The sequence below is a fragment of the Candidatus Saccharimonadales bacterium genome, from assembly GCA_040903985.1.
Taxonomy (GTDB): Bacteria; Patescibacteriota; Saccharimonadia; order QS-5-54-17; family QS-5-54-17; genus JBBDUI01.
The window spans coordinates 468,447-490,937 of record JBBDUI010000002.1 but is presented as its reverse complement, the minus strand read 5'-3'; the positions used below and the strand labels follow the sequence as shown (position 1 = coordinate 490,937).

Below are 22,491 nucleotides of genomic sequence, written 5' to 3'. Positions count from 1 at the left end.
ATTCCCAGCTACCGCAACTGCAGAGCTGAAACGAATACGCTACAATACGACTATGCTCAAACGTTCAGACCAACTGCAAGACATCACTGTGGCCAGCTTGCACACCGGCCGAGACATCGATGTGGTCGGAGCGATCGTGCTTAACCCATTTGACCTCAGCGTGGCTGGCTTCCACCTCACAGAAGACCCAGGAAAAATACTACTAGTTAGCGACATACGTGAGATTGGCGCTGGCCAGTTCATCGTCGACTCTTCCGATGTTATCGCCGAGGAGGGTGATCTCCTACGCCTGAAAGATGTACTTAAGCTTAACTACCAACTGGTCGGTAAGCAGGTTCGAAGCAAGTCCGGTCAGAAGCTCGGCCACGTCAAGGATTACGTCATTGATGATGTCTCCTGGAAGGTGCAGAAGCTGCACGTCAAACAGCCGATCTGGAAAAGTCTGACGGAGGCCACTCTCATCATCGACCGCCGCCAAGTCATCGAGGTGAACGACCACAGCGTCACAGTAGAAGACACCACTCTGCGCGCCGGTAAGCTCGCCCCGCAGCAAACCGTATAATCTGCTGCTCCATTCTGTCTAGTTCGAAATAATCTTCAAAAAGTGTCCGATCGGACACTTTTTGAAGATTATCGCTGTGACTATGACAATGGTTGTATTAGATAGTTATACCAGTATGCTTGCGAGGCTAGACTAGCTATGTAGAGCTGGCCTTGAAACTAATCTTGGGCGGCTCGGAACAGTATAGGCTCAAGGTAGGGGGTTTCTCGTACCAATTCTCTACTCCTATCCCTGCTTGCTGCTTGGGCATTGAGTATAAGCTGGCCACACTCTTGCGAACGATCCCACCGCTGTCTACGCGCTTCGGCACCACGCTGCCACCAAGCCGGGGCAGGTTCGGCCTTCAGTTCGACTAGCTGGTCCATGAATGGTTTCTCCGCTAGAGCTATCTCGTAAGCAACCGATGCCACTGGAATCGGCTCTCTAAACTCGATGGTAGTTTGACGAGCGGGATATTCACGCCCGTAGGGGAGAGTGCCGACACTAGTAGTTACTATGCCAACCGGAGTATCTTCAATCCTGATACCTGATTCTGGCTTCATAACAGGATTATACCCCTTCTTCGTGTTCCTGCAATGCTTGTTTGATTACACCATAGCCATAACCCTGTCGAGCAAGATAAGCCATTAGCTTCTCTTGGGTGTCGTAGCGGTGCGCGTGACGAAGAATAAGTTCCTTAAGTTGAGCGAGCTCTGTCTCATCATCAATATCAGCGAGTACCGCCTCGATAACCTCCCGAGCTACTCCCTTTTGAACTAGCTCCTGTTGCAGCTTACGCCGGCTGCGCGGTCGGCCACTCTGGCGCCAACTTATCCATTCCCGGGCAAACTGTGTATCGTTCAATAGCTCTAGAGTCTGCAATTTGGTTATCACTTGATTAATGACCGCTGCCTCATACTCCTTCCGCCAGAGATAGTCCCGGACTTCCTTCTCGCTTCGCGGTCGGATGCCGAGGTAGCTTAGCGCTCGTTCATAGGCTTTGCCGACTGTCGCAGATACCTGGAACTCGGCTAGTTCCACAGTAGTGACTTCTTGTTCTCGACGTAAGCCCAGCCGCAATATATCATTCTCGCTCAGCCCAAAAGCAAACCGTCCGTCAACATAGATCGAATAACGATCGGGTCGTTTCTGCTGTTGTTTGATGGCGGTGATCTTCATGTGCTGTAAACTATGCCCCTGACCCGGCTAAAAGTAAGCAACGGCTATTTGCCAAAAGTTTCTTTACGAATAGCGGCGTCGAGCTTCTTAGCTACCTGTGGATTTTCCCGCAGATACTGTTTAGCCGCCTCCCGGCCCTGGCCGATTTTCTCGCCATCATGTTCGTACCATGCCCCTGCCTTACGCACTAGTTCGTGCTTCACGGCTAGATCTATCAAGTCGCCGGAAGTGGAGATACCCTCGTTGTACATGATGTCGAACTCGGCGATCTTGAAAGGTGGGGCGACTTTATTCTTCACGATCTTGGCTTTAACGTGGTTACCGACTGTCTCTTCTCCCTGCTTAATAGCTTGAGTACGACGGACCTCGATCCGGACCGAAGCATAATATTTTAAGGCCTGGCCACCGGAAGTGGTTTCCGGATTGCCAAACATAACGCCGATCTTCATGCGCAACTGGTTGATGAAGATAACGGTCGTTTTAGATTTCGAGACTGCACCGGTCAGCTTACGCAGAGCCTGGCTCATCAACCTAGCCTGCAAGCCGACGTGAGCGTCGCCCATCTCGCCCTCTATTTCCGCCCGTGGGACGAGCGCAGCGACTGAGTCGACGACGACGACATCGACGGCACTGGAGCGAACCAGTGTCTCGGTAATCTCTAGGGCTTGTTCACCGGTATCAGGCTGGGAGATTAAGAGTGAATCGAGCTGCACACCGATCTTCTTCGAATACTCCGGGTCGAGCGCGTGCTCGGCATCGACAAAAGCGACCGTACCACCGTTTTTCTGGACTTCAGCGATGGTATGCAGAGCTAGAGTGGTCTTTCCACTTGCTTCCGGACCGTAAATCTCAACGATACGGCCTTTAGGAATACCTCCACCTAAAGCGATATCAAGACTCAAACTACCAGTTGAAATAGTTTCGACATCGATGTTATATTTATCGCCCAGTTTCATAATCGAACCACTACCAAACTGCTGTTCGATTTGAGATACGGCGAGATCGAGTGCCTGGTGTCGACCGTCTTTAGCGACCGGTTTAGCCTTCGGGGTTGTTGGTTTATCTGCCATGATTGCTCCTATTATATTTGCATCTTTTTATTATTATAGCGTACAAAAAGCGAACGTCAAAACTTAAACATTTTGGGGCTCTAATACCGCTTACGGTATACTGGTCGTATGCAGTTAAACGACAGCACTCTTCAGGGCTTACTTAAGGATACGGTAGAGGCTAAAACCCTGACCGAGCTAACCGAAGAGGCTAAAAAACAGAAAAAGCCACTCCAAGAATTGGTACTCGAACGGAAGCTGATCAGCGCAAAAGAGCTGGCCCGACTGTACGCAAAGAGTATCGGTGCCGAATTTATCGAGCTGTCTAATGAGAAGATTGAACCGCAAGTCCTCGGCCTCATCCCCGAGCACATCGCTCGCCGTTACCGAGCCGTCCTGTTTGAGATGGATAAGGACGGTCACAGCAAAATCGCCATGTCAGATCCCGGCGACCTGCCGGCCGTCGACGCTCTGGAGAAGTTGCTAGGAAAGAACGTCACTATCTATCTCGCGACCGACGGCGATGTCAATAAGATTCTGGATCAGTATAAAGGCAATTTAGACAGCGAGATTACCAAGGTAATACCCGAGACCGACGGTGAGAACACGGAAGAGGTCAGCGCCGACGAGGTAGCTGAGGACTCACCGATCGCCAAGACCGTTAACCTGCTCATCGAATACGCTATCAAGGAAGGTGCCTCTGATATCCACATCGAGCCACGCGAACAGCTAGTGCAGATCCGCTATCGGGTCGATGGCGTCCTACGTGAAGCCAACACCCTACCTCGCAACTTAATGCTAGCTTTAGTCTCCCGAATTAAGATCATGGCCAATCTCAAAATCGACGAGCACCGCAAGTCCCAGGACGGCCGGTTTAAGATCCACTCTCCGGCCGGCACCGTAGCCCTGCGGGTGTCGACCCTGCCGATTATGGATGGCGAGAAAGTAGTAATGCGCTTGCTCGACGAAACCTCTCGCGCACTAACGCTAGAAGAACTTGGCTTTAACGCCACCGCCCTGGAACGGATGGAGCGGGCCATGCGCCAACCCCATGGCATGATTCTAGTTACCGGTCCGACCGGAGCCGGTAAATCGACCACCTTGTACTCGACCTTGAGCACGCTAAACTCACCTAAAGTAAACATCTCCACTATCGAGGATCCGGTCGAATACCGTATGCAGGGAGTTAACCAAACCCAGGTCAACCCCAAGGCCGGTATGACGTTCGCCAGCGGGCTACGGGCCTTACTACGCCAGGATCCGAACATCATCATGGTCGGGGAGATTCGAGATGGTGAGACCTCTAACCTTGCCATTCAGGCCGCCCTGACCGGTCACCTCGTTCTCTCAACCCTACACACTAACAACGCTGCGACCACCCTGCCGCGTCTACTCGACATGGGAGCAGAGCCCTTCCTGATCGCCTCTACCGTACGGGTTGTAGTGGGCCAACGCCTAGTTCGCCGCCTCTGCCGCAACTGCCGCCAGGAATACCACCCCAGCGGAGACGAGCTGACCCATCTTAAGACCGACTTTAAGATCGATCTTGCTCTACCTCACATCAACGAAAACCTACGTAAACGTAACGAACAGCTCAAACGTAGTAAGGCGCCAGCCAAGCATGAAGCTGCCTCCCTGCCCGATGAGCTAGATATTGAGCACCTTAATATCTACAAGCCGGGCGAGGGCTGCGACGAATGCGGCGGCATCGGCTACCGGGGACGACTAGGAATTTATGAAGTACTAGAAGTGAATGAGGCGATCTCTAAGTTGATCGTTTCCAACGCCACCAGTGACGACATCCAGCTCCAAGCTATCGAAGACGGCATGATTACTATGCAGCTCGATGGTTTCCTTAAATGCCTCGAAGGTGCCACCACAATCGAAGAGATACTAAGAGTAACTAGAGAGTAGATATGCCCCAGTACACCTACACCGCCCAGGCTAGCGATGGCCAAATCCAAAGAGGTAGCGTAGAGGCCGATACTAAAGCGGCAGCCTTAAGTGCGCTCCAAGCTCGAGAGCTACGACCGTTATCGGTGACTGAGGCCAAGAAGTCGCTCAAAGACATCACCATCGCTCTGCCGGGACAGAAGAAGGTGAAGGCTAACGACCTAGTTATCTTCACCCGTCAGTTCGCCACTATGATTAATGCCGGTGTCCCGATGGTGAAATCACTTTCCACTATGCGTGACCAGACCGACTCACCGGCATTACGCAGTATCCTCGATGACGTTACCGCTAAAGTCGAAGGTGGCATCCAGCTCTCTGAAGCTCTAGCTAACCACCCGAAGGTGTTCTCTGGGGTCTATACCAATATGATTCGAGCCGGTGAAGAGGGCGGAATTCTAGACCAGATCATGGAACGGCTAGCCGGCCAGGTCGAGAAGGACGCCGAGATCAAGGGCAAGCTGCGTAGTGCCCTCATCTATCCCGGCGTAATCACCGTGGTGGCTATCGGCGCAGTCACCTTCCTAGTCACAAATATTATCCCTAAGTTCGGTGCTATCTTCGACCAGGTAGGAGCTGAGTTGCCGATTCAGACCCGAATGATGCTAGGGCTAAGTGACTTTTTAATTAACTACGGCCTACTACTACTAGGAGCTATCGTCTTGACCGCGATAGCTACCCTACGGTTCGTCAAGACCGAACGCGGTCGCTTTATCTTCGACTCACTACTGCTAAAAGCGCCTATCTTCGGGCCGGTCCTCCTCAAGATTAACGTCGCCCGCTTTTCTAACACCTTCAGCTCGCTGACCAGTGCCGGCGTATCAGTAGTAAAAAGCCTGGAAGTTACCAGCGGGGCCCTGTCTAACACAGTTATTAAAAGGGGCATCAGCGAAAGTGTAGAAAAGATTACGAACGGTCAGCCGATCTCAAAGTCCCTATCCGAAACCAACATCTTCCCCGCCATCGTGACTCAGATGACAGCGGTTGGTGAGGAGACCGGTCAGATCGATACGGTGCTAGAAAAAGTGGCCGAATTCTACAGCAAAGAGGTCGATCGTACCATCGAAGGAATTAGCTCGATAATCGAGCCGGTCTTAATCGTCGGCTTAGGCGGAGTGGTCGGCTTAATCGTAGCCAGTATCTTCGGTCCCTTGGCCGAGCTAACCCAGATTATGTAGAGGCCACGACATTGACTTTAAACCATAGCCGTTATACTCTCAGAGATATAAAGTAAGTAAATTTAACAACAATTAGGAGGAAGTAGAATGATACTTAAAAACCAAAAGGGATTCACCCTGATCGAGCTACTGGTAGTGATCGTGGTGATCGGCATCTTGCTAGCCCTGACCATACCTAACCTGTTTTCTTACCAGGAACGCGCCCGGGACACTGAGCGTAAAAATGACCTACGTAACGTATCGCAGCAGCTAGAGACTTACTACAACGACAACAATAGCTACCCAGTTGATCTAGCTACACTAGCCACTGAAGAGTACTTGGACGAAGTACCGGTCGATCCACAGGATGACAGCGATTACGACTACAACCCGCTGGATGCAGCCGGTGTAGACTGTGCCGCTGAACCATGTGCGACCTACACACTGGTAGCCGTACTCGAAAATGAGAACGACCCTGACGGTGAAACTTCCGGTGACGACTACGTCTTCATCCAGGAAAGTGCTAACCGCTAGACACAGAGTCGTAGCGTTACACCTTTAAATAGCCGGTTACCGTCCTAGGTAGCCGGCTATTTAACATATAAGTCACATCTAAAACTACGGTTAAAACAGTCATGAAGCAGTTACTCACATTTATCAATCGGTCATCCCATCCAGCTACCACTCAACGCTACAGCCTAGCGGTTAGTGAGGCGGCTGAAGCACATAAAGTCAGCCGAGCCGGAGGGTTCACCCTAATCGAACTTTTGATTGCTTCAGCCCTAATCAGTATCATGGCCATCGGCACCGTCAACCTCTTCATCGGCATCGACACCCTACAGCGACGAGCACAGAGGATCGAGATAGCTACCCGCGTAGCTGAAGCTAAGATAGAATCACTACGCAACAGCCACTACAACTCGCTCGAGCCCGACACTACTGTCGATTTCAGCGCCGAGCTACCGGAAGAGCTACCACCACCACGCAGTGGTGAAGTCGTCATTACCGAACCGACACCAGGCTTGAAACAAATTGAGGTGAGCGTCACCTACGCTCAGTTGCCTCGCGCCAAAACCGTAACTCTGACCGGACTGATTGGCTCGATTGGAATCGCCCAGTGACCCTAAACCACTTAAGACCAGTAGTGGTCCGCCGCTATAGTGCAGTGAGGGACAGACACCGACAAGCTCAAGCTGTAAGCAGAGCCGGAGGATTTACCTTAGTAGAGCTGCTGGTAGCCACCACCATCACAGGTATCCTGCTAGCGGTCTTGATGAGCTTTCTCGGTAACCAGCTGCGGGCTAATGCTACTCAGAATGCCCGAGCCGAATTATTACTAGATACCCAGCTCTCACTCGATGTAATTAATCGTGACGTCAAACATGCAGCTAAGGTCGATGCGAGCAATCGCTGGGCCGATGAGCACGCCCCAGACGGACCAAGCGATCCGTACAGCTGGACGTCCGATAACGACGTACTTGTCCTGGCCTCTCCGGCGCTGAACAGTGAAAATGAGTTCCTCTACGAAGACCCGTTCGCCTACATCACCCATAAGAATAACCTGATCTATTTCGTCACAGATAACGTGCTATATAAACGTATCCTTCCGGCCGATGAGGCCGGTAATGCCGCAGTGCTGACCTGTCCGGCTCAGATCAGTGAATGTAGTGACGACATCATGTTAGCGGAGAACGTTAGCAACTTCGAGCTAGTCTACTACGATGCCGAGGATATGGAGGTAGATCCGGAAAACGCCCGTTCGGTAGCCGTTACCCTAGCCGTTACCACTAACATCTACGGCCGTGATGTCACGGCCGACTACACCATGCGATCGGTATTTAGAAATGATTGATCTAGGCCTTACCACCGGCCAGAGCTTATGCGCGTGTGCTCAGTGCAAGGCGAGTGTGAAGCGCGCACTAAAACGTACGAAGTGGGACGCTGCACGAGCGCTGGACACCTCTGAGATAGCGATACACAAAGAGCGTTGGCAGAATCGGTGGACAGCGCCAGCACGGTTAGCTAGCGCTGAGGGGATGATACTACCGACGATGTTAATCGTCATGCTGATCGTCCTTACTCTCGGCCTCTCACTCTCTGCCCTCGTTCTCGCCCAGCTCGACCGTACTAGTCGCGGGGTAGTAGCTGCTAACGCCATGCTCACTGCTGAGGCTGGTATCGAGCAGAGTTTGTTTATGCTTAACGAAGACCCTGATTTTCCCGGCTTCAATACCGAGACCGAGTTCATCAATAACACTAACCAAGGTCGGACAACCTATCAGACTACCGTGACAAACGGTAGTCTCGATAATGAGAAGATCATCACCGCAACCGGCCGGAGCTATATAGATCCCGATGATGAAGAAGCGGCAGTAGTACGGAGCGCTCGAGTAATTGTGGTCGGCACCTCGACTACTGAGAATCATGCCGTACGCGCCGGCGCAGGGGGGCTTATATTGACAGGCTCAGCCACTATCTCCAACGGTCCAGTCCACGTCAACGGCTACATTCAGATGTCTGGCTCGGCCCGTATCGGTAACAGCTCCAATCCGGTAGACGTTAGAGTGGCTAATATTCGTTGTCCAGTGTCCGCCCCCTACACCTCCTACCCATCACTCTGTCCCGCCAATATGGGCAACCCAATCACCGCAAACGTCTGGTCGAACCGAATCTACGGTGACGTCTGTGCCACCCACCAGACACTGACTACACCGAACTTTACTAGCCATTCCGGTGTCGCTGAGGGATGTGTAGCTGAAGAGTTAGAGATGCCACCCTACGATCGACAAGGTCAGATCGATACTGTTAATTCTACTTATACTTCCGCCCAAGCCAGTTGCAATGGCAGCACTACCGCTACCCTGCCAGCTAATCTTCACGTCACCGGGAACCTTAACACCGGTGGAAGCTGTACGCTCACCATCACCGGTGATATCTGGATCGACGGCAACCTCAATACCGGTGGTGCTTCCAGTATCCACATCTCCGATGCGGCCACTGAGTCGCCGGTTATTATGATTGACGGTTCCGGTGGAGCCGACATCGGTGCTTCTACCCGAATCATACCTAATGGTAGCGGCATTGCCGCTACCATTATCACCTATCACAGCGATGGCAGCTGTAGTCCAGACTGTACTAGTTTAAGTGGTAGTGAACTACACAGCTCACGCGATAACGAAACGATAACTATTCGCGGTGCTGCCCAGGCTCCCGGCTCACTCTTCTACGCCCGCTGGAGCAAAGTGACGGTCCTAGGTAGCGGTACCACCGGAGGAACCATCGGTCAGACGGTCGAACTGCGTGGAGCCGGTAATATCGTCTTCGGTACCGAACTCTCTTCCGGCTCCAGTATCTGGTCGATCAAAAACTACCAGCAGATATTTGAATAGCAACATAACGGGGGAGTTAGACGTGCCACTTAGACTCAAAGCGATTAGGCTGAATCAAAACAGAGAGGTGACCGAGAGGCTGCTATAATGCTAGTGGTTAACTAAAGATATTTATGCATACTCCACTCCTCTATAAAGACAAACCACTGTTCGCGATCGATATCGGGCACTCTACCGTTAAGGTAGTGCAGCTCCAGCGTGATAAAACGGGCATCAGAGTAATCGGTTACGGCTATGCCGACTTTGATCCAAGTGCCGTCGAAAAAGGAGTCATTACTAAACCAGACCTGCTAGTTAAGGCGCTTAAACCATTGCTGAAGCAGGTCGTCATCGGCGAGCTAACTACCGACCGAGCCGTCGTAGCTATCCCTACAGCCCATATCTTCACTCGGGTCATTACCCTGCCAACTATCGAGAATACCGACCTAGAGACTGCGGTAGAGCTGGAAGCCGACCAGTACGTCCCATTACCGGCCGAAGAAGTTCATCTCGACTACACCGTCACCTCCGAATCTACCGACGAACACCCAGAGACGATGGTACTGATGGTAGCAGCTCCGAAGAAGATAGTTGCTTCCTACATCGATCTCCTAGACCAGCTAGATCTCGAGGTCTACGCTATGGAACCAAGTCTATTTGCTATCATGCGCGCCGTTAACCATGCGCGCGCTAATAGCTCACCTAAGGTCGTCATCGACTTCGGCTCCGAATCCAGCGACTTAGCCATCTATGACGGTAACGTCCAATTAACCAGCACCATCACTACCGGAGGAATGCACATTAGTCGCCAGATTGCCGAGACCCTTAATATCGAGGCCCATCAAGCCGAAGACATCATGAGCCGAGTCGGAATTAAGAAAAGTAAATGGCAGGAGCAGTTAGCTCCTGCCCTCGCACCCATTCTCAGTCGACTAGCTGATGAAGTCCAAAAAATGCTGCGTTATCACCACGACCATACTAACTTCGATCAGCCGATCGAAGAGATCGTCATCGTCGGGGGCGGGGCTAACCTGCCCGGTTTGAGCGACTTCCTAGCCCACCTAACCGGGCTGGCCGTTAGCACCTGTGACCCGTGGCAGAATCTAAATATCGCCCCCCTCCAGCCGCCGCACCAGCTAGAGACTACACTTTATACTACAGCCGTCGGCCTAGCGCTTAAGGAGATGGAGTCGTGATCAACCTATTGCCACCCGAAATCTCTACGCAGATCCAGTATTCCCGCTATAACACAATACTAGTACGATATGCCCTGCTAATAATTTTAGCCGGTGGGCTGCTCGGGGCTACTTTATGGCTGACCCATCGCTATGCTGATCAGCAGATAGCCGACTACGAGTTAGCCCTCAGTGAACGCCAGGACGAACTAAGAGAGTACGATGCGCTAAAGGGTGAGCTAAGCCAGTTAAACTCCCGGCTTACCACCATCGATAGTCTCTACACCCAACAGACACTCTTCAGCACCTTACTTCAGGATTTAGCTGCCACCTTGCCTCAAGGTGCCTACATCAACAGCATCGTCCTAACCGGTGAGGTCGAACAACCGGTCCAACTACTGGTCACGGCCGACACTTTCGCCGCCGCCGGGCGAATCAAGAATGCCCTCTCTGCTAGTGAAAGAATCGAATCGGTCGATATCCAAAGCATTAATCAGACCGGTGAAGGAGACTACAGTGTCAGCGTAGTAATGGCCTTTGCTCCAGGAAGCGCCCAATGAAGCCGAGCCAATTAACCCTACTCTTAGCCGGACTAGTGGCACTGCTGTCACTAGTCGGTCTGACCAGCTTCTGGCTATCCCATCAAGCCTTAAACGAAAAAAGCACCCGCCTCTCAGCCGTCCTCTCAGACATCATGCTAGTTAACCAGCAACTCGAAAGCTTCGATCGACTCGAAGCAGAGTACGAAGAGATCGGACCACTGCAAGAGCAGGTTTATGAGGTGTTACCAACGGAGAAGCGTCAGACGGAAGTAACTCTGCAGCTAGACTCGATCGTCGATAGTATCGGGGTGCAGCTGAGTGGGCTTAACTTTCAGTCAACTTCCGGCCGGCCAGGAGAAATCAGTCAGACCTTAGCCGCTGAGGTACCGGGTGTACTGGTCATGCCAGTGCAGTTTCAGATTACCAGTTCTTACGCGCAGTTCGTAGAGCTCTTACAGAAGATCGAGAATCAACAGCGCTATATGCAGATTAATGACCTGAGTATATCCCGAGCCGGTAGTAATCAGCTGCAGTTTAATGTCAATTTAGAGGTGTTCTTAAAACCATGAGTATACCTAACATACAACAACTTAAACGACTGCCTATCCTACTTAATCGTCATCGGTTAATCATCTCTTGGCTGGTCATTCTCGGTCTTTTCGGTTTCACTCTGTGGCAAGCGCAGAGTATCAGCGACCCAACTCACGACCCTGATTACTTGCGCCGACAGCAAACAGAACTGCCCAGTACCACCATCAACATCGACACCGAGCTACAGCAGCGAATCGAGGGACTGCTTGAGACTAAGGTCGACGCCGAAGCCAACAATCTCGGTACTCGCGACCCATTTAGCCCATAGTTAAGCTACTTCGCGCTTAACTATGGGCCCTCTACAGTAGCGGCTGGGGTTCGTTCTTAGTGTCGAAGCTGAGATGCCTATAGGCCTTCTGACTAACTTTCCGTCCTCTGGGCGTGCGCTCCAGAAATCCAATCTGCATCAAATAAGGCTCGTAAACATCCTCAATAGTCGAACGCTCCTCCGATATCAACGCTGCGATGGTGTCGATCCCAACCGGGCCGCCATCGTAGTTCTCGATAATAGCACTCAGTAAACTACGATCGGCAGTGTCTAGTCCCAGTTCATCGATTTCAAGTAGTGCCAAGGCGTCCTTGGCGATAGCATGGGTGGCCACACCCTGGCCATTAACTTCTGCCATGTCGCGTACTCGACGTAAAAGTCGGTTAGCTACCCGTGGCGTTAAACGAGCCCGTTTAGCGATCTCTTGGGCGGCGGCCAGTTCTAGCTCAATCTCAATGATACGGCCGGAGCGTTCGATGATCTCTACCATCTCCTCGTGAGTGTAGAACTCAAGCCGATGAATCATACCGAAACGATCTCGCAGCGGCGCCGAAAGCGCCCCGATGCGCGTAGTGGCGCCGATAATGGTAAACCGGGGCAGATCGAGGCGCAGACTGCGAGCTGAGGGGCCTTTGCCGATCATGATGTCAAGATTAAAATCTTCCATCGCTGGATATAGCACCTCTTCCACGGTGCGGGGCAAGCGATGAATCTCATCGATAAAGAGAATGTCACCGTCTTTAAGGTTAGTGAGTAGGGAGGCCAGATCTCCGGCGCGTTCGATGGCCGGTCCGGAAGTTATACGCAGATTAGCACCCATCTCTCGAGCAATCACGCCGGCTAGGGTCGTCTTACCCAATCCAGGTGGTCCGTGCAGTAAGACATGGTCGACGGCCTCGCCTCTCTGTTTAGCGGCAGCGATGGCTAGTTTAAGATTACGCTTAGCCTGCTCCTGGCCGATATACTCGTCAAATACGGTCGGGCGCAAGTTAAGACCCTGCTGCTCCTCTTCGGTGTCATCCGGCTTGGCTTGGCTGTCGACTATGCGCTCAATCATGATTGCACTCCATTCTTAGCAAGAGAGCGTCTGAAACTTGAGGCTGGATTTAGTAGCTGCATCTACACCTCACTTAAGGCTCGCTTTATCCGTTCTTCATCACTAAGATCGGTAGGTATCTTAGCCAGAGCCGTCATAGCCGCCTGACGAGAGTAACCGAGAGATTCAAGTGCCTCTAGCGCCGCATCGGCACTGGCCGTTTCACTACCACTCGGATGATAACCGCTAGCTATTACCTTGTTCCTCAGCTCTACCGCGATTCGCTCCGCTCCCCGCTTACCGACACCGCTGGCCGACTGCAAGAAAGCGACATCTCCGGTGCTAATAGCGCGCTGTACCTGATCGATATTCGCGATAGATAGAATTGCTAGGGCCACCTTCGGTCCTACTCCGGATACGCTGAGCAGCTGCTCGAACAGCTCCCGGCCTAAAAACTCTGAAAAACCGTAGAGATCATGAGCATCTTCGCGAACAACCTCATAAATATAGAATCTGATTTCCTGACCGGTTGGGAGCGCTTCGAGATCGCTCCGGGCTACCGCTACGCCGTAACCGACCCCACCGGTTTCCACTACCAGCTGCTGGCCAATCTTCTCAGTTACGACTCCGGATAAGGTAGCAATCATAGTACATATTATGCGGTGAGTACCTGCGAATGACAAATCGCTACTGCTAAAGCATCGGCCGCATCATCCGGTTTTGGTACAGTCTCTAGCTTCAGCATGGCTCGCACCATCTCCTGGATCTGTTGCTTATCGGCCCGACCGTACCCGGTAATAGCCTGTTTAATCTGCAGCGGTGTATACTCGGCGATGGCTACGCCGGCATGAATAGCTGCTAGCATAGCTACCCCACGCGCGTGGCTGACCGAGATAACGGTTTTTGCATTTGTAGCGAAGAAAATCTGTTCGATAGCGATCTCGTCCGGTCGATACTCTCGAATTAACTCCAGCAAGTCAGCATAGATCGCTTCTAGTCGTAATTCCAGCGCCTGCTTGGCCGGGGTTCGTATCACCCCGGCCGTTACTAGAGTTGGGCTGTCTTTACCATCGATCACCCCAAAGCCCGTGATGGCCGTACCGGGGTCGATACCGAAAATGCGCACCGAACTAAACTTCTACACCTTCGGCAATGTCGAAATTGCTGAAGGTGTTTGAGACGTCATCGAGCTCATCCAGTGCGTTCATCAGGCGAATCACCTTGCCGGCCGTAGAGCTGTCTTCAATCATGATTACGTTTTGGGGCACAAAGCCCAACTCAGAAGAGGCAATTTCATAGACTGCAGCTAACTTATCAGTTACCTGGGCTAGCTCCTTGGGGTCGGTATAGATTGTCACAGTGTCCTCATCCTCAGCGATATCGAGAGCGCCAGCATCGATGGCAGCTAACGTCAACGTTTCCACATCAGGGGAATCGATAGTAATGATGCCGCGCCGATCGAACTGGTAAGCAACGGCGCCGGATTCAGCCACATTACCACCGTTCTTCGAGAAAGCTGCGCGGATATCGGAATAAGCTCGATTTTTATTATCCGTCGTAGCCTCGACGATGACGGCGATACCGCCAGGACCGTAGCCTTCGTAGACGATCTCCTGCAACTGCTCACCTTCTAGCTGGCCGCTACCACGCAGAACTGCCTTTTCGATATTAGCGTTAGGCACGTTAGCACCTTTAGCCTTATCGATAGCGAGACGCAGTTTAAAGTTAGTCTCCGGATCGGCACCCTCCCGGGCAGCAATAGCAATCATATTACCTAGCTTGGTGAACTCCTTACCCCGCTTGGCGTCGGCTGCACCTTTCTTGTGTTTGATCGAATGCCATTTCGAATGACCGGACATAACTACTACCTATTCTTTAAACGTTAGTTAGGATTATACCAACTAGTTCTTAGCCAAGTAAAAAGCTGGGCGGCCTACTCCTCAATTGAGGTGATATGGACGTCAGCCAACTTATCCTCAGCTACTGGTGAGGGCGCTCCCATCAGGGGGTCGCGCGCATCTCCCGTCTTCGGGAAAGCGATGACTTCCCGAATGTTGGGTTCGCCAGCCAGCACCATAACGAGCCGGTCGAAACCATAGGCGAAGCCACCGTGCGGTGGAGTACCAAAGCGAAAAGCTTCCAGCATATGACCAAAACGAGTGGTGATCTCATCCTCTTCCATGCCCAGAATTTCAAACACCTGGCGCTGCAGCTTGGCATCAGCGATTCGAATTGAGCCGCTACCCATTTCAAAGCCGTTTAAGGCTAGGTCGTAGGCTTGAGCCCGAACACTTAAAGGCTCACTGCTTAGTTTAGCGGCGTCCTCCGGATGCGGTGACGTAAAGGGATGGTGGACAGCGGCGATGCCATCCTTTCCTGTCTCGAACATAGGGAAATCGAGAATCCAGGTGAAGGCTAGCTCTTTATCATCACTCTTATCCACCCGTAAATCGGGCTTATCACTGCCGTACTTCTCCATCGCCTCGGCATAGGTCAAGCGCGGAAACGGTATGCCCGTAATCCTATGCTCCGGCATGAGTTGCTCTACTAGCTCGATCATCATCGCTTCATTGATACGTAAGATCTCTTCTTGATCGACAAAAGACAGCTCGAGATCGATCTGAGTAAACTCTGGCTGACGATCGCCGCGCTGATCCTCGTCCCGCATTGCTTTAGCTAATTGAAAGTAGCGACCGAAACCGGCGACCATTAATAGTTGTTTAAACTGCTGAGGTGACTGCGGTAGAACGAAAAACTCACCCGGATGTAGGCGAGACGGTACGAGATACTCGCGCGCCCCTTCGGGCGTACCCTTGGTTAACATCGGGGTCTCGATCTCGATAAAGTCGGCGTTGGATAAGAAGTTGCGTACAAACTGCATTACTCGGTGACGCAAGCGCAAGTTAGCCTGCATCCGCTCACTCCTTAGATCTAGGTAGCGGTAACGCAGTCGGGTATCCTCGTTAATAGCACTCGTATCTTTCTTAATCTCGATCGGCAACTCGGCCGCCGAATTAATCACCTCGATCTTGCTGGCCTTAAGCTCGACAGTGCCGGTGGTAAGTTTAGGATTCACGAAGCGCTCGCCGCGAGCCTTAACCTCTCCCGTGACAGCTACCACCCACTCTACGCCCAAGCGCGGTAGTTCATCACTAGCCACCACCACCTGCAGCAACCCAGTGTGGTCGCGCAGATCGATAAAGGCCATCTTACCCATATCACGCACGCTATGTACCCAACCGCAGACCGTAGTCAATTCTCCAGTCAGATCGGTGGTACTGGCAATAGGGGTGTAGTTCATCTGTTCTAGTATCAGTGATTATCCGCTGGAGTGCAAATTAGCGGGTACGGATAATATCGATTAAAGCCAGGAGAAGATAGCCAACCACAGCATAGACCAGCATCGCGACTAATGTCTCAATCTCTAGCACCCCCTGAGCGAAGTCAAAGTCACTCCGAAAGATACCGAAAAACGGTGCCACTAAAGGTGCGGTTACATCGTAAATAAACTCAACGAATCCGGCGGCCGGGGAGGCACCGAAAAGACGAAGAATTAAGCGGAATAGTAAGACGACTTGCACTAAACTGATTAGAAAATAGACTACTTGAGTGACTCGATCTTCACGAGGTACAGTCTCTACTACTTCTACGTTGCGTCGTTGCATCATCACAATTACTCCTTACATCATTCAACTATTACTATGCCAAAATATTGGCTATATATCAAGTATAGCCCCTGTAGAGTTAACCGGTCGACCAGCCTGATGCCGCCACCGCAATAGGGCGCACCATGGTATTATCTAGACAAGCTATAAAAGTAACCGAAGGACCTTCTCGCTCATGAAATTAGTTAAGAACAGTAAACGCCGTGCCCTAAAAAAACAGCAGGAAAGGGAACGCGCCTTAGACTTCATCGCCAACCACGCCGCTAAGAAAGATTTTATCGACTGGCTTAACGCCACCTACGAGCAAAAATTTGCCGAAGATGCCGAATGGGATCAGCTCAAACGTGAGGTGCAAGCTAACACCGCCATCCACACCCAGGCCTTACACACCTACGCTGGTACTCTCACCGATCAAGAAGACGTCAATAAACTCTTACGAGACGTGGAAAAAGAAACCACTAAAGCTGAGGCGGTTGTCTCCGAGCTCTACGATGCTAGTAACGCCCGCCGCCTCCAGCCGGTTATCGGCGGGGCCAGTCTGCTCAGCGGCTTCCTGCTAGTAGTCTTCGCCACTAGCCTTATGACCGGGCTGATAGATATCGGCATCACCACCGACCTACAGCTGTATCTAGCCATAATTAGTGGTATGTATGGTGTGCTCAACTTGTTGGCTGGCATACTCCTGATTCTAGAGTAGGTACCAAACACTCGCACCACCGCCCAGCAGCAAGAACACCATCGCCCCCCACATCGCCCAGTACAGTCGAGCAGCCTGAATCCTAGTCGTAAGGTAGATAAAGTAGCCGATCAACGCCCAGACTAAAGTAGCGGCTAACGATTGTACTCCAATGAAAAATAGTACTCCAATGGAAGTGATGATTAAGATTATAGGAATCCAGGGAAAGAATGGCACCCTAAAGGGTCGAGCCAGATATGGACGTTGGCGCCGCAGATTCATGAGAGCGATAGCGATGACGATCAGTCCTAGAAGATAAACCGTATTGCTGATATAGGCGACGAAAGTGATCGAGTTACTCATAAGCAAGAAGACAGCCAGTACGGCCACAGCCAGTACGGCTCGGTAAGGCACCTGAGTACGACTCAGACGGGAGAAGAACTTATTGAAGTAGCCCTGTTCGCTAAGGGCGTATATTCGTCGAGAGGAGACTAGAGTAGCAGCGAGGAGCGAACCGGCGGTAGCGATTAGGGCGGCCGGAATCACCACATAAAGACCGATTGGACCGAGCTGTTCGGCGATTAGCAGGAATGGAGCACCGGAAGCCGCCAACTCGGTAACCGGTACGGCATTAACCGTAACCCAAGATACTAGGACGAAGACAGTAGTAGCTACGGCAATCGTAATCATCAACGCCCGGGGAATATTTTTCCCTGGATCCTTCACTTCTTCGGCGATCGAGGCAATATATTCATAACCCACGAAAGTAGTAAAGATCAGTGAGGTGCCAGCGATGATCGCTAAAGTATTAGCCGGTACTAGGGCGATAAATTCGCCCGGAGCAAAACTAAAGCCTGGGCTGAGAAGCACCAGCACGGCATATAGCAGTAATAGACCGAGCAGACTAAGTCCGGTAACGACTTCGCTCCCACCGGCCTTAGAACTGCCCCAGAGGTTAATAGCTACCGCTACTAGTAGCGCACCAAGAGCTATTATGAACGGACTAACACTGAAGAAGAAGTTAGCATAGAAAGCCAGACCGAATGCATTAATAGCTAGATAACCGACATCACCCAGTAGTACCAACCAAGAGAATATGAAAGGGTAATAGCGATGTCGCGTAGCGTTAAACACTAGCTGCAAGTCGGCCCCAGAGCGGGGTATGGTGGTGCCTAGTTCGGCATAAAGCAAAGCTCCGAGAAAGGCCAGTATGCCCCCCAGTAGGAAAGACAAGGGTAAAAACTGACCGGCCACCCCGGCTCCGTGGCTTAGAAGCACAAAGACTCCTCCCCCGATCGTGCCGTCGATACCGATAACACAAAGCATGAAGAGGCCGATGTTGCGTTTTAGTTTATGTTTTTGGCGGTTGATGAACATAAGGTTAATAATAAGTATAAAGTATTGAGCCTAAGGGTTGAAGAAAGCGACTACTATAAACCTGTACTTAGACCACCCCTCGAGCTATAATTAGGCCTAAATAAGGGAGCTGGGAAGTCATGGGGAAAGGTTTTTGGGTAGCACTGGCAACAGTAGTAATCGTCATGATCGGTGCGGTCTGGCTATTTGGCGATAATGCCAACGCTCCCGCCGCTAACGTGGATGAGCCACACGCTATCACGGCTGAAGACCACACTCGCGGCCCCGAAGATGCTGCCCTCACTCTAATTGAATATAGCGATTTCCAATGTCCAGCCTGTGGAGGAGCCGAGCCCCTAATCCAGCAAATGCTAGCCGAGTACCCTGACGACGTCCGACTGGTTTACCGTCACTTCCCCTTAACCCAGATTCATGCCCAGGCTTACGATGCCGCCCGGGCTAGCGAAGCGGCCGGGCGACAGGATCGTTTCTGGGAGATGCACGACCTCCTGTTTGAACGACAGCAAAACTGGAGTGGCGACGCCCAGGCTCGAACCACATTCGAATCTTACGCTGAAGAGCTAGGCCTCGATCTCGAGCAGTACGAGAGTGATTTCGCCGCCGTTAACTCCCGCGTCGATCGCGATACCGCTATCGCCCAACAGCTAGGCGTTAACAGTACTCCTACCTTCTACCTTAATGGCGAAGCCTTAGAGCAAAATCCGACCTCGATCGAGGTCTGGCGCGAAATCATCGATAGCGCCCTAGCTGAAACTAGCGAGTAGTAGAAGACTAATTTAGCGAAGTTAGCTAGCAACTATTTAGAGCCACGGCGCAAGTAGTTTAGATGCTCCGTGCGGGCCTGCTTAAAGTGCAAGCGGGCGCTCAAACCATGCCGGGTGATACGCCGGCTAATCTCGAGACTGCCCAAGTAATGAGGCATCATCACGTAGTTTACCCCGATCTCATACAGCTCATGCGCTTCCTGGGGCTCATCGGCCCTGACAATAACTATGGCCTTCGGATTACGCTGTAAGACGTGGGTAGCGACTAGCGCGTTAGTAGCATAGTCGGTCGCGGTCACCGCTATTAACTTAGCTGCCTCGAGTGGCAAATCACTGAGAAACTCCATATCGTTAGCGTCACCGTAGAGGACAGCTACTCCCTCACTAGCTAAGTCATCTACCACTTCTGGATCGTAATCAACCACTAGACACCGAGTATCCAGCTGCTTAAAGCCATCAAGAAGAGCGCGACTGCCCGGTTTAAAGCCAAACATTATCACGTCATACTCCTCGCTCTTCTCCTTGCCTTCACGCGGTGATTTACGCTCGAAAACTCGCAGATACGGCTCAAACCAGGTATAAAGTTTATCCGAATACAAGATCATGTAAGTGCTAGCGGCGATCGTCACCATGGCTACTAGGGTCATCATGGCTACAATCTGATCGTCGATATGACCGACCTCACGGGCGAGCAGGAGCAGGATAAGAGAGAACTCACTGATCTGGGCTACCGTCAAACCGGCCTTGAAACTAGTCTTACGTTTAAAGCCAAGGAAGCCCATGATACTCATAACTATGATCGGATTGCCGATGAGAATGAGGATTGTGAAGGCTATGGCCGGGACAAAACCAGCACCGATACTACCGAGATCGAGCTCAGATCCGAGAATAATGAAGAAAAGCACGATGAAGAAATCGCGCAAAGGCCGCATCTTCGAGGCGACCTCAAAGGCATAGGGCGAACCGGCTAGGGCCACGCCGGCAGCTAGGGCGCCGATCTCGATCGAAAAACCAACAGTGGCGGCTAGAGCGGCGGCACCGAAGCCCCAACCGATAGCGAAAAGGAAGAGGAATTCTTGTGAACGGGCAAGGAACTTTGTCAGACGCGGCAGTACATACAGCGAGACTAGTGCGATAGCCCCCACGAAAAGTGCGCCACTAACTAAGGTAGAGGTTAAGATCTCTGCTACCGGCATATCCTTGCCTAGGGCCGTCACCGCTACCAAGACCAGCACGGCAGCGATGTCCTGTACTAGCAGGAAGCCGGTAGCGACCTTACCGTAGAGGCGATGCGTATCTTTCCGGTCTGAGAGCAGCTTCAGAATGATAATCGTGCTAGAGAAGGCAAGTCCAAGAGCGATATAGATAGAAGCGGTAGTAGCGAAACCGAGCGCTTGGGCCGCTAAGAAGCCAAGAGTTATAGTAAAGCAGATCTGACCAACTCCGGTTAAGATCGCTACCTTCCCCACCTCGCGAATCACCCGCGGATTGAGACCGAGACCGATAATAAAAAGTAGTAGCGCGATACCCATATGTGAAAACAGCTCGACCGTTTCGGTCGACTGCACTAGATTGAAGACAGCTGGACCTACCAGTAGTCCGCTGATTATGTGTCCGATAATCAGCGGCTGACGTAAGAGCTGCATGATAGCGGCCACTACCGTGGCCACTACTAAGATAAGGCTAATCTCTAAGAATACATCCATAGGTTGTTTATGCGCCGCACATTTCAGTTACGCTTCTTACTGGAAGCGAACTTGGATTTTTTCAGCACTAGTGTGCTGGGTTACACGAATTGCCATTATTGGCTCCTCTTTTGGGCGTATATATGCAAGCTACCCCGGTGATAACCGGAGCTCTAATCTCATACATGCTATTTTAAGTTTTTGATTTTGCTATCAAGCGGTTGACCGACTTGAGAACTGTAATCTCAGTATTTCATAAAGGCTTATGCTTTGCAAGTCTTAGCTCGGGCTAGCACAACTTAAGCCGCAGATTCCACGTACTCGGCCTCTTCGCGCGCCGCCAGACGGTTCATTAATGGCGGAGCGACTAGGGTCGTACCAATGGTCAGAATGATCATAGCGGCCAGCAGTTCTTCGTTGATTAAACCATAGGCAAATCCGGTAGCCGCAATCGCTAGGGTCACATTAAGCTGCGGGATGGTAGCCGCTCCCAGTAACCAGCTCTCCCGATTGGTGAACTTAACCAATCGACCCGCTAGCCAACCACTGAAGAATTTAGTCGTAACTGAACCGATTAGTACAGCAGCGGCTAACCAAACAGCGGTTGGGTTATTAGCAAATACTTCCAGCTGCATCTCGGCCCCGACCATTACGAAGAAAACGGGAATGAAAATACCATAGCCGATCGCATGTAGTTTCGCGCGCGTCACCTGAGAGTTGACCGAATCGCTTAAGACCAACCCGGCGAAGAATCCAGCTTCGGCTGGATGTAAGCCCAATAGCCCGAACAGGACAACGGTGCCGAGTAAGATTCCCACTATCAGCTGCAGCTCCTGTTCAAACTTCTGACGATCCCTACGCCCCAGGTATGACTCCAGCCGCGGTACGGCAATGCGAAGGAGAGCTAAGGCGAGAGCCAAGAAGACATAGAGAACGAGTAGTGGCAACTGCGTATCGGTAGCCTGCTGGATTAAGATCGAAAAGAAGGTGACGGAGACGATATCAAGCACGATGGTCGAGGCCAAGATTGTCTGCCCTGCCTTCCGCCGCAGAATCGCCCGGCCCTCAAGAGATGGTAGAACGACCGCAATCGAAGAGGAGACCAGGGCGGCCGCCAGCAGAAGACCGGCCGTAGTGCCGAGGTTAAACCAGGAGGCAATCAGCAGTGCCATTCCCAACGGAGCGAGACCATTAATTAAGCTCACGATACCGACTTCGCGTTTGACCCTTTGGAAGGTAGAGAAGTTGATCGCCAAACCGGCCATAAACATGAGGAATACCAGGCCGATCTGAGAGAAAAAGTCGGTGACTTCGTTACTCTGAATTAGGTTAAAGCCTTCGGTACCAAAAACGATACCCGACAGGATCAGGGCCGTCACCCAAGGCAGATGCAACCGATTGAAGAACTCGGAGAACAACAGTCCAGCGAAGATGATAATAAAGAAGGTGATAAACTCGGCCATAAATG

General features: G+C 51.7%; 25 protein-coding genes. 13 read left to right on the top strand and 12 right to left on the bottom strand.

Annotation, left to right across the window (positions count from 1 at the left end; translation table 11 throughout):
* Positions 1 to 52: 52 nt before the first annotated feature.
* Positions 53 to 562 carry a hypothetical protein gene (locus WD467_02605; protein MEX2452780.1) on the top strand — a complete coding sequence of 170 codons (510 nt, stop codon included), beginning with the start codon at positions 53 to 55 and terminating at the stop codon, positions 560 to 562.
* A gap of 158 nt (positions 563 to 720) precedes the next feature.
* On the opposite strand, the gene WD467_02600 is transcribed toward WD467_02605, so the two are convergent.
* The 3 genes from WD467_02600 to recA are packed head-to-tail and all read right to left on the bottom strand — an operon-like array spanning position 721 to position 2,790.
* Positions 721 to 1,104, bottom strand: a complete 384-nt coding sequence (locus tag WD467_02600) for a hypothetical protein (protein ID MEX2452779.1) — start codon at positions 1,102 to 1,104, stop codon at positions 721 to 723.
* Positions 1,105 to 1,111: 7 nt separating this feature from the next.
* Positions 1,112 to 1,720 carry a RecX family transcriptional regulator gene (locus WD467_02595; protein MEX2452778.1) on the bottom strand — a complete coding sequence of 203 codons (609 nt, stop codon included), beginning with the start codon at positions 1,718 to 1,720 and terminating at the stop codon, positions 1,112 to 1,114.
* 44 nt (positions 1,721 to 1,764) lie between these two features.
* Entirely contained in the window at positions 1,765 to 2,790 is a 1,026-nt protein-coding gene (gene recA / locus WD467_02590; GenBank protein ID MEX2452777.1) for a recombinase RecA, read from the bottom strand.
* Between the two features lie 108 nt (positions 2,791 to 2,898).
* Between recA and WD467_02585 the strand changes: the two genes are divergently transcribed.
* The 10 genes from WD467_02585 (at position 2,899) to WD467_02540 (ending at position 11,820) form a co-directional block, all read left to right on the top strand.
* Positions 2,899 to 4,683: an ATPase, T2SS/T4P/T4SS family gene (locus tag WD467_02585; protein MEX2452776.1), complete on the top strand. Its 1,785-nt coding sequence runs from the start codon at positions 2,899 to 2,901 to the stop codon at positions 4,681 to 4,683.
* Positions 4,684 to 4,685: 2 nt separating this feature from the next.
* Positions 4,686 to 5,897 carry a type II secretion system F family protein gene (locus WD467_02580; protein MEX2452775.1) on the top strand — a complete coding sequence of 404 codons (1,212 nt, stop codon included), beginning with the start codon at positions 4,686 to 4,688 and terminating at the stop codon, positions 5,895 to 5,897.
* Positions 5,898 to 5,984: 87 nt separating this feature from the next.
* Positions 5,985 to 6,410: a prepilin-type N-terminal cleavage/methylation domain-containing protein gene (locus WD467_02575; GenBank protein MEX2452774.1), complete on the top strand. Its 426-nt coding sequence runs from the start codon at positions 5,985 to 5,987 to the stop codon at positions 6,408 to 6,410.
* A gap of 101 nt (positions 6,411 to 6,511) precedes the next feature.
* Entirely contained in the window at positions 6,512 to 6,997 is a 486-nt protein-coding gene (locus WD467_02570; GenBank protein ID MEX2452773.1) for a type II secretion system protein, read from the top strand.
* On the top strand, positions 6,994 to 7,728 hold the full coding sequence (locus WD467_02565; protein MEX2452772.1) for a type II secretion system protein: 735 nt from the start codon (positions 6,994 to 6,996) through the stop codon (positions 7,726 to 7,728). Before WD467_02570 ends, WD467_02565 begins: the two co-directional genes overlap by 4 nt.
* Positions 7,729 to 7,783: 55 nt before the next feature.
* Positions 7,784 to 9,265, top strand: a complete 1,482-nt coding sequence (locus tag WD467_02560) for a hypothetical protein (protein MEX2452771.1) — start codon at positions 7,784 to 7,786, stop codon at positions 9,263 to 9,265.
* A 113-nt stretch (positions 9,266 to 9,378) separates the two neighbouring features.
* Complete coding sequence (pilM, locus tag WD467_02555; protein MEX2452770.1) at positions 9,379 to 10,440, top strand: type IV pilus assembly protein PilM; 1,062 nt, start codon at positions 9,379 to 9,381, stop codon at positions 10,438 to 10,440.
* A complete protein-coding gene (locus WD467_02550; GenBank protein MEX2452769.1) occupies positions 10,437 to 10,979 on the top strand; it encodes a PilN domain-containing protein in 543 nt (180 codons plus the stop codon). The genes pilM and WD467_02550 overlap by 4 nt, the downstream gene beginning before the upstream one ends.
* On the top strand, positions 10,976 to 11,530 hold the full coding sequence (pilO, locus tag WD467_02545) for a type 4a pilus biogenesis protein PilO (protein ID MEX2452768.1): 555 nt from the start codon (positions 10,976 to 10,978) through the stop codon (positions 11,528 to 11,530). Before WD467_02550 ends, pilO begins: the two co-directional genes overlap by 4 nt.
* Positions 11,527 to 11,820, top strand: coding sequence for a hypothetical protein (locus WD467_02540; GenBank protein ID MEX2452767.1), 294 nt, complete (start codon positions 11,527 to 11,529; stop codon positions 11,818 to 11,820). The genes pilO and WD467_02540 overlap by 4 nt, the downstream gene beginning before the upstream one ends.
* 31 nt (positions 11,821 to 11,851) lie before the next feature.
* Here the strand turns inward: WD467_02540 and ruvB are convergent, their stop codons facing one another.
* The 6 genes from ruvB to WD467_02510 form a co-directional block, all read right to left on the bottom strand.
* Entirely contained in the window at positions 11,852 to 12,877 is a 1,026-nt protein-coding gene (gene ruvB, locus WD467_02535) for a Holliday junction branch migration DNA helicase RuvB (protein MEX2452766.1), read from the bottom strand.
* Between the two features lie 62 nt (positions 12,878 to 12,939).
* Positions 12,940 to 13,503 carry a Holliday junction branch migration protein RuvA gene (ruvA, locus tag WD467_02530; protein MEX2452765.1) on the bottom strand — a complete coding sequence of 188 codons (564 nt, stop codon included), beginning with the start codon at positions 13,501 to 13,503 and terminating at the stop codon, positions 12,940 to 12,942.
* 8 nt (positions 13,504 to 13,511) lie between these two features.
* Entirely contained in the window at positions 13,512 to 13,982 is a 471-nt protein-coding gene (gene ruvC, locus WD467_02525; protein ID MEX2452764.1) for a crossover junction endodeoxyribonuclease RuvC, read from the bottom strand.
* 4 nt (positions 13,983 to 13,986) lie between these two features.
* Positions 13,987 to 14,715 carry a YebC/PmpR family DNA-binding transcriptional regulator gene (locus tag WD467_02520; GenBank protein ID MEX2452763.1) on the bottom strand — a complete coding sequence of 243 codons (729 nt, stop codon included), beginning with the start codon at positions 14,713 to 14,715 and terminating at the stop codon, positions 13,987 to 13,989.
* Positions 14,716 to 14,789: 74 nt separating this feature from the next.
* The gene (gene aspS / locus WD467_02515) at positions 14,790 to 16,157 is read right to left on the bottom strand and encodes an aspartate--tRNA ligase (GenBank protein ID MEX2452762.1); all 1,368 of its coding nucleotides are present in this window, start codon (positions 16,155 to 16,157) and stop codon (positions 14,790 to 14,792) included.
* A 37-nt stretch (positions 16,158 to 16,194) separates the two neighbouring features.
* Positions 16,195 to 16,524 carry a YggT family protein gene (locus tag WD467_02510; protein ID MEX2452761.1) on the bottom strand — a complete coding sequence of 110 codons (330 nt, stop codon included), beginning with the start codon at positions 16,522 to 16,524 and terminating at the stop codon, positions 16,195 to 16,197.
* 172 nt (positions 16,525 to 16,696) lie between these two features.
* Here WD467_02510 and WD467_02505 point away from each other — a divergent pair, with 172 nt between their 5' ends.
* Complete coding sequence (locus WD467_02505) at positions 16,697 to 17,218, top strand: hypothetical protein (GenBank protein MEX2452760.1); 522 nt, start codon at positions 16,697 to 16,699, stop codon at positions 17,216 to 17,218.
* Here WD467_02505 and WD467_02500 read toward each other — a convergent pair.
* Positions 17,210 to 18,574 (bottom strand): APC family permease, encoded by a 1,365-nt coding sequence (locus WD467_02500; protein ID MEX2452759.1) that lies wholly within the window; start codon positions 18,572 to 18,574, stop codon positions 17,210 to 17,212. The genes WD467_02505 and WD467_02500 overlap by 9 nt on opposite strands.
* Before the next feature lie 119 nt (positions 18,575 to 18,693).
* Between WD467_02500 and WD467_02495 the strand changes: the two genes are divergently transcribed.
* Complete coding sequence (locus tag WD467_02495) at positions 18,694 to 19,338, top strand: thioredoxin domain-containing protein (GenBank protein MEX2452758.1); 645 nt, start codon at positions 18,694 to 18,696, stop codon at positions 19,336 to 19,338.
* 32 nt (positions 19,339 to 19,370) lie between these two features.
* Here WD467_02495 and WD467_02490 read toward each other — a convergent pair whose 3' ends face one another.
* Complete coding sequence (locus tag WD467_02490; protein ID MEX2452757.1) at positions 19,371 to 21,044, bottom strand: cation:proton antiporter; 1,674 nt, start codon at positions 21,042 to 21,044, stop codon at positions 19,371 to 19,373.
* A 278-nt stretch (positions 21,045 to 21,322) separates the two neighbouring features.
* Positions 21,323 to 22,486 carry a cation:proton antiporter gene (locus WD467_02485; protein ID MEX2452756.1) on the bottom strand — a complete coding sequence of 388 codons (1,164 nt, stop codon included), beginning with the start codon at positions 22,484 to 22,486 and terminating at the stop codon, positions 21,323 to 21,325.
* Positions 22,487 to 22,491: the final 5 nt, after the last annotated feature.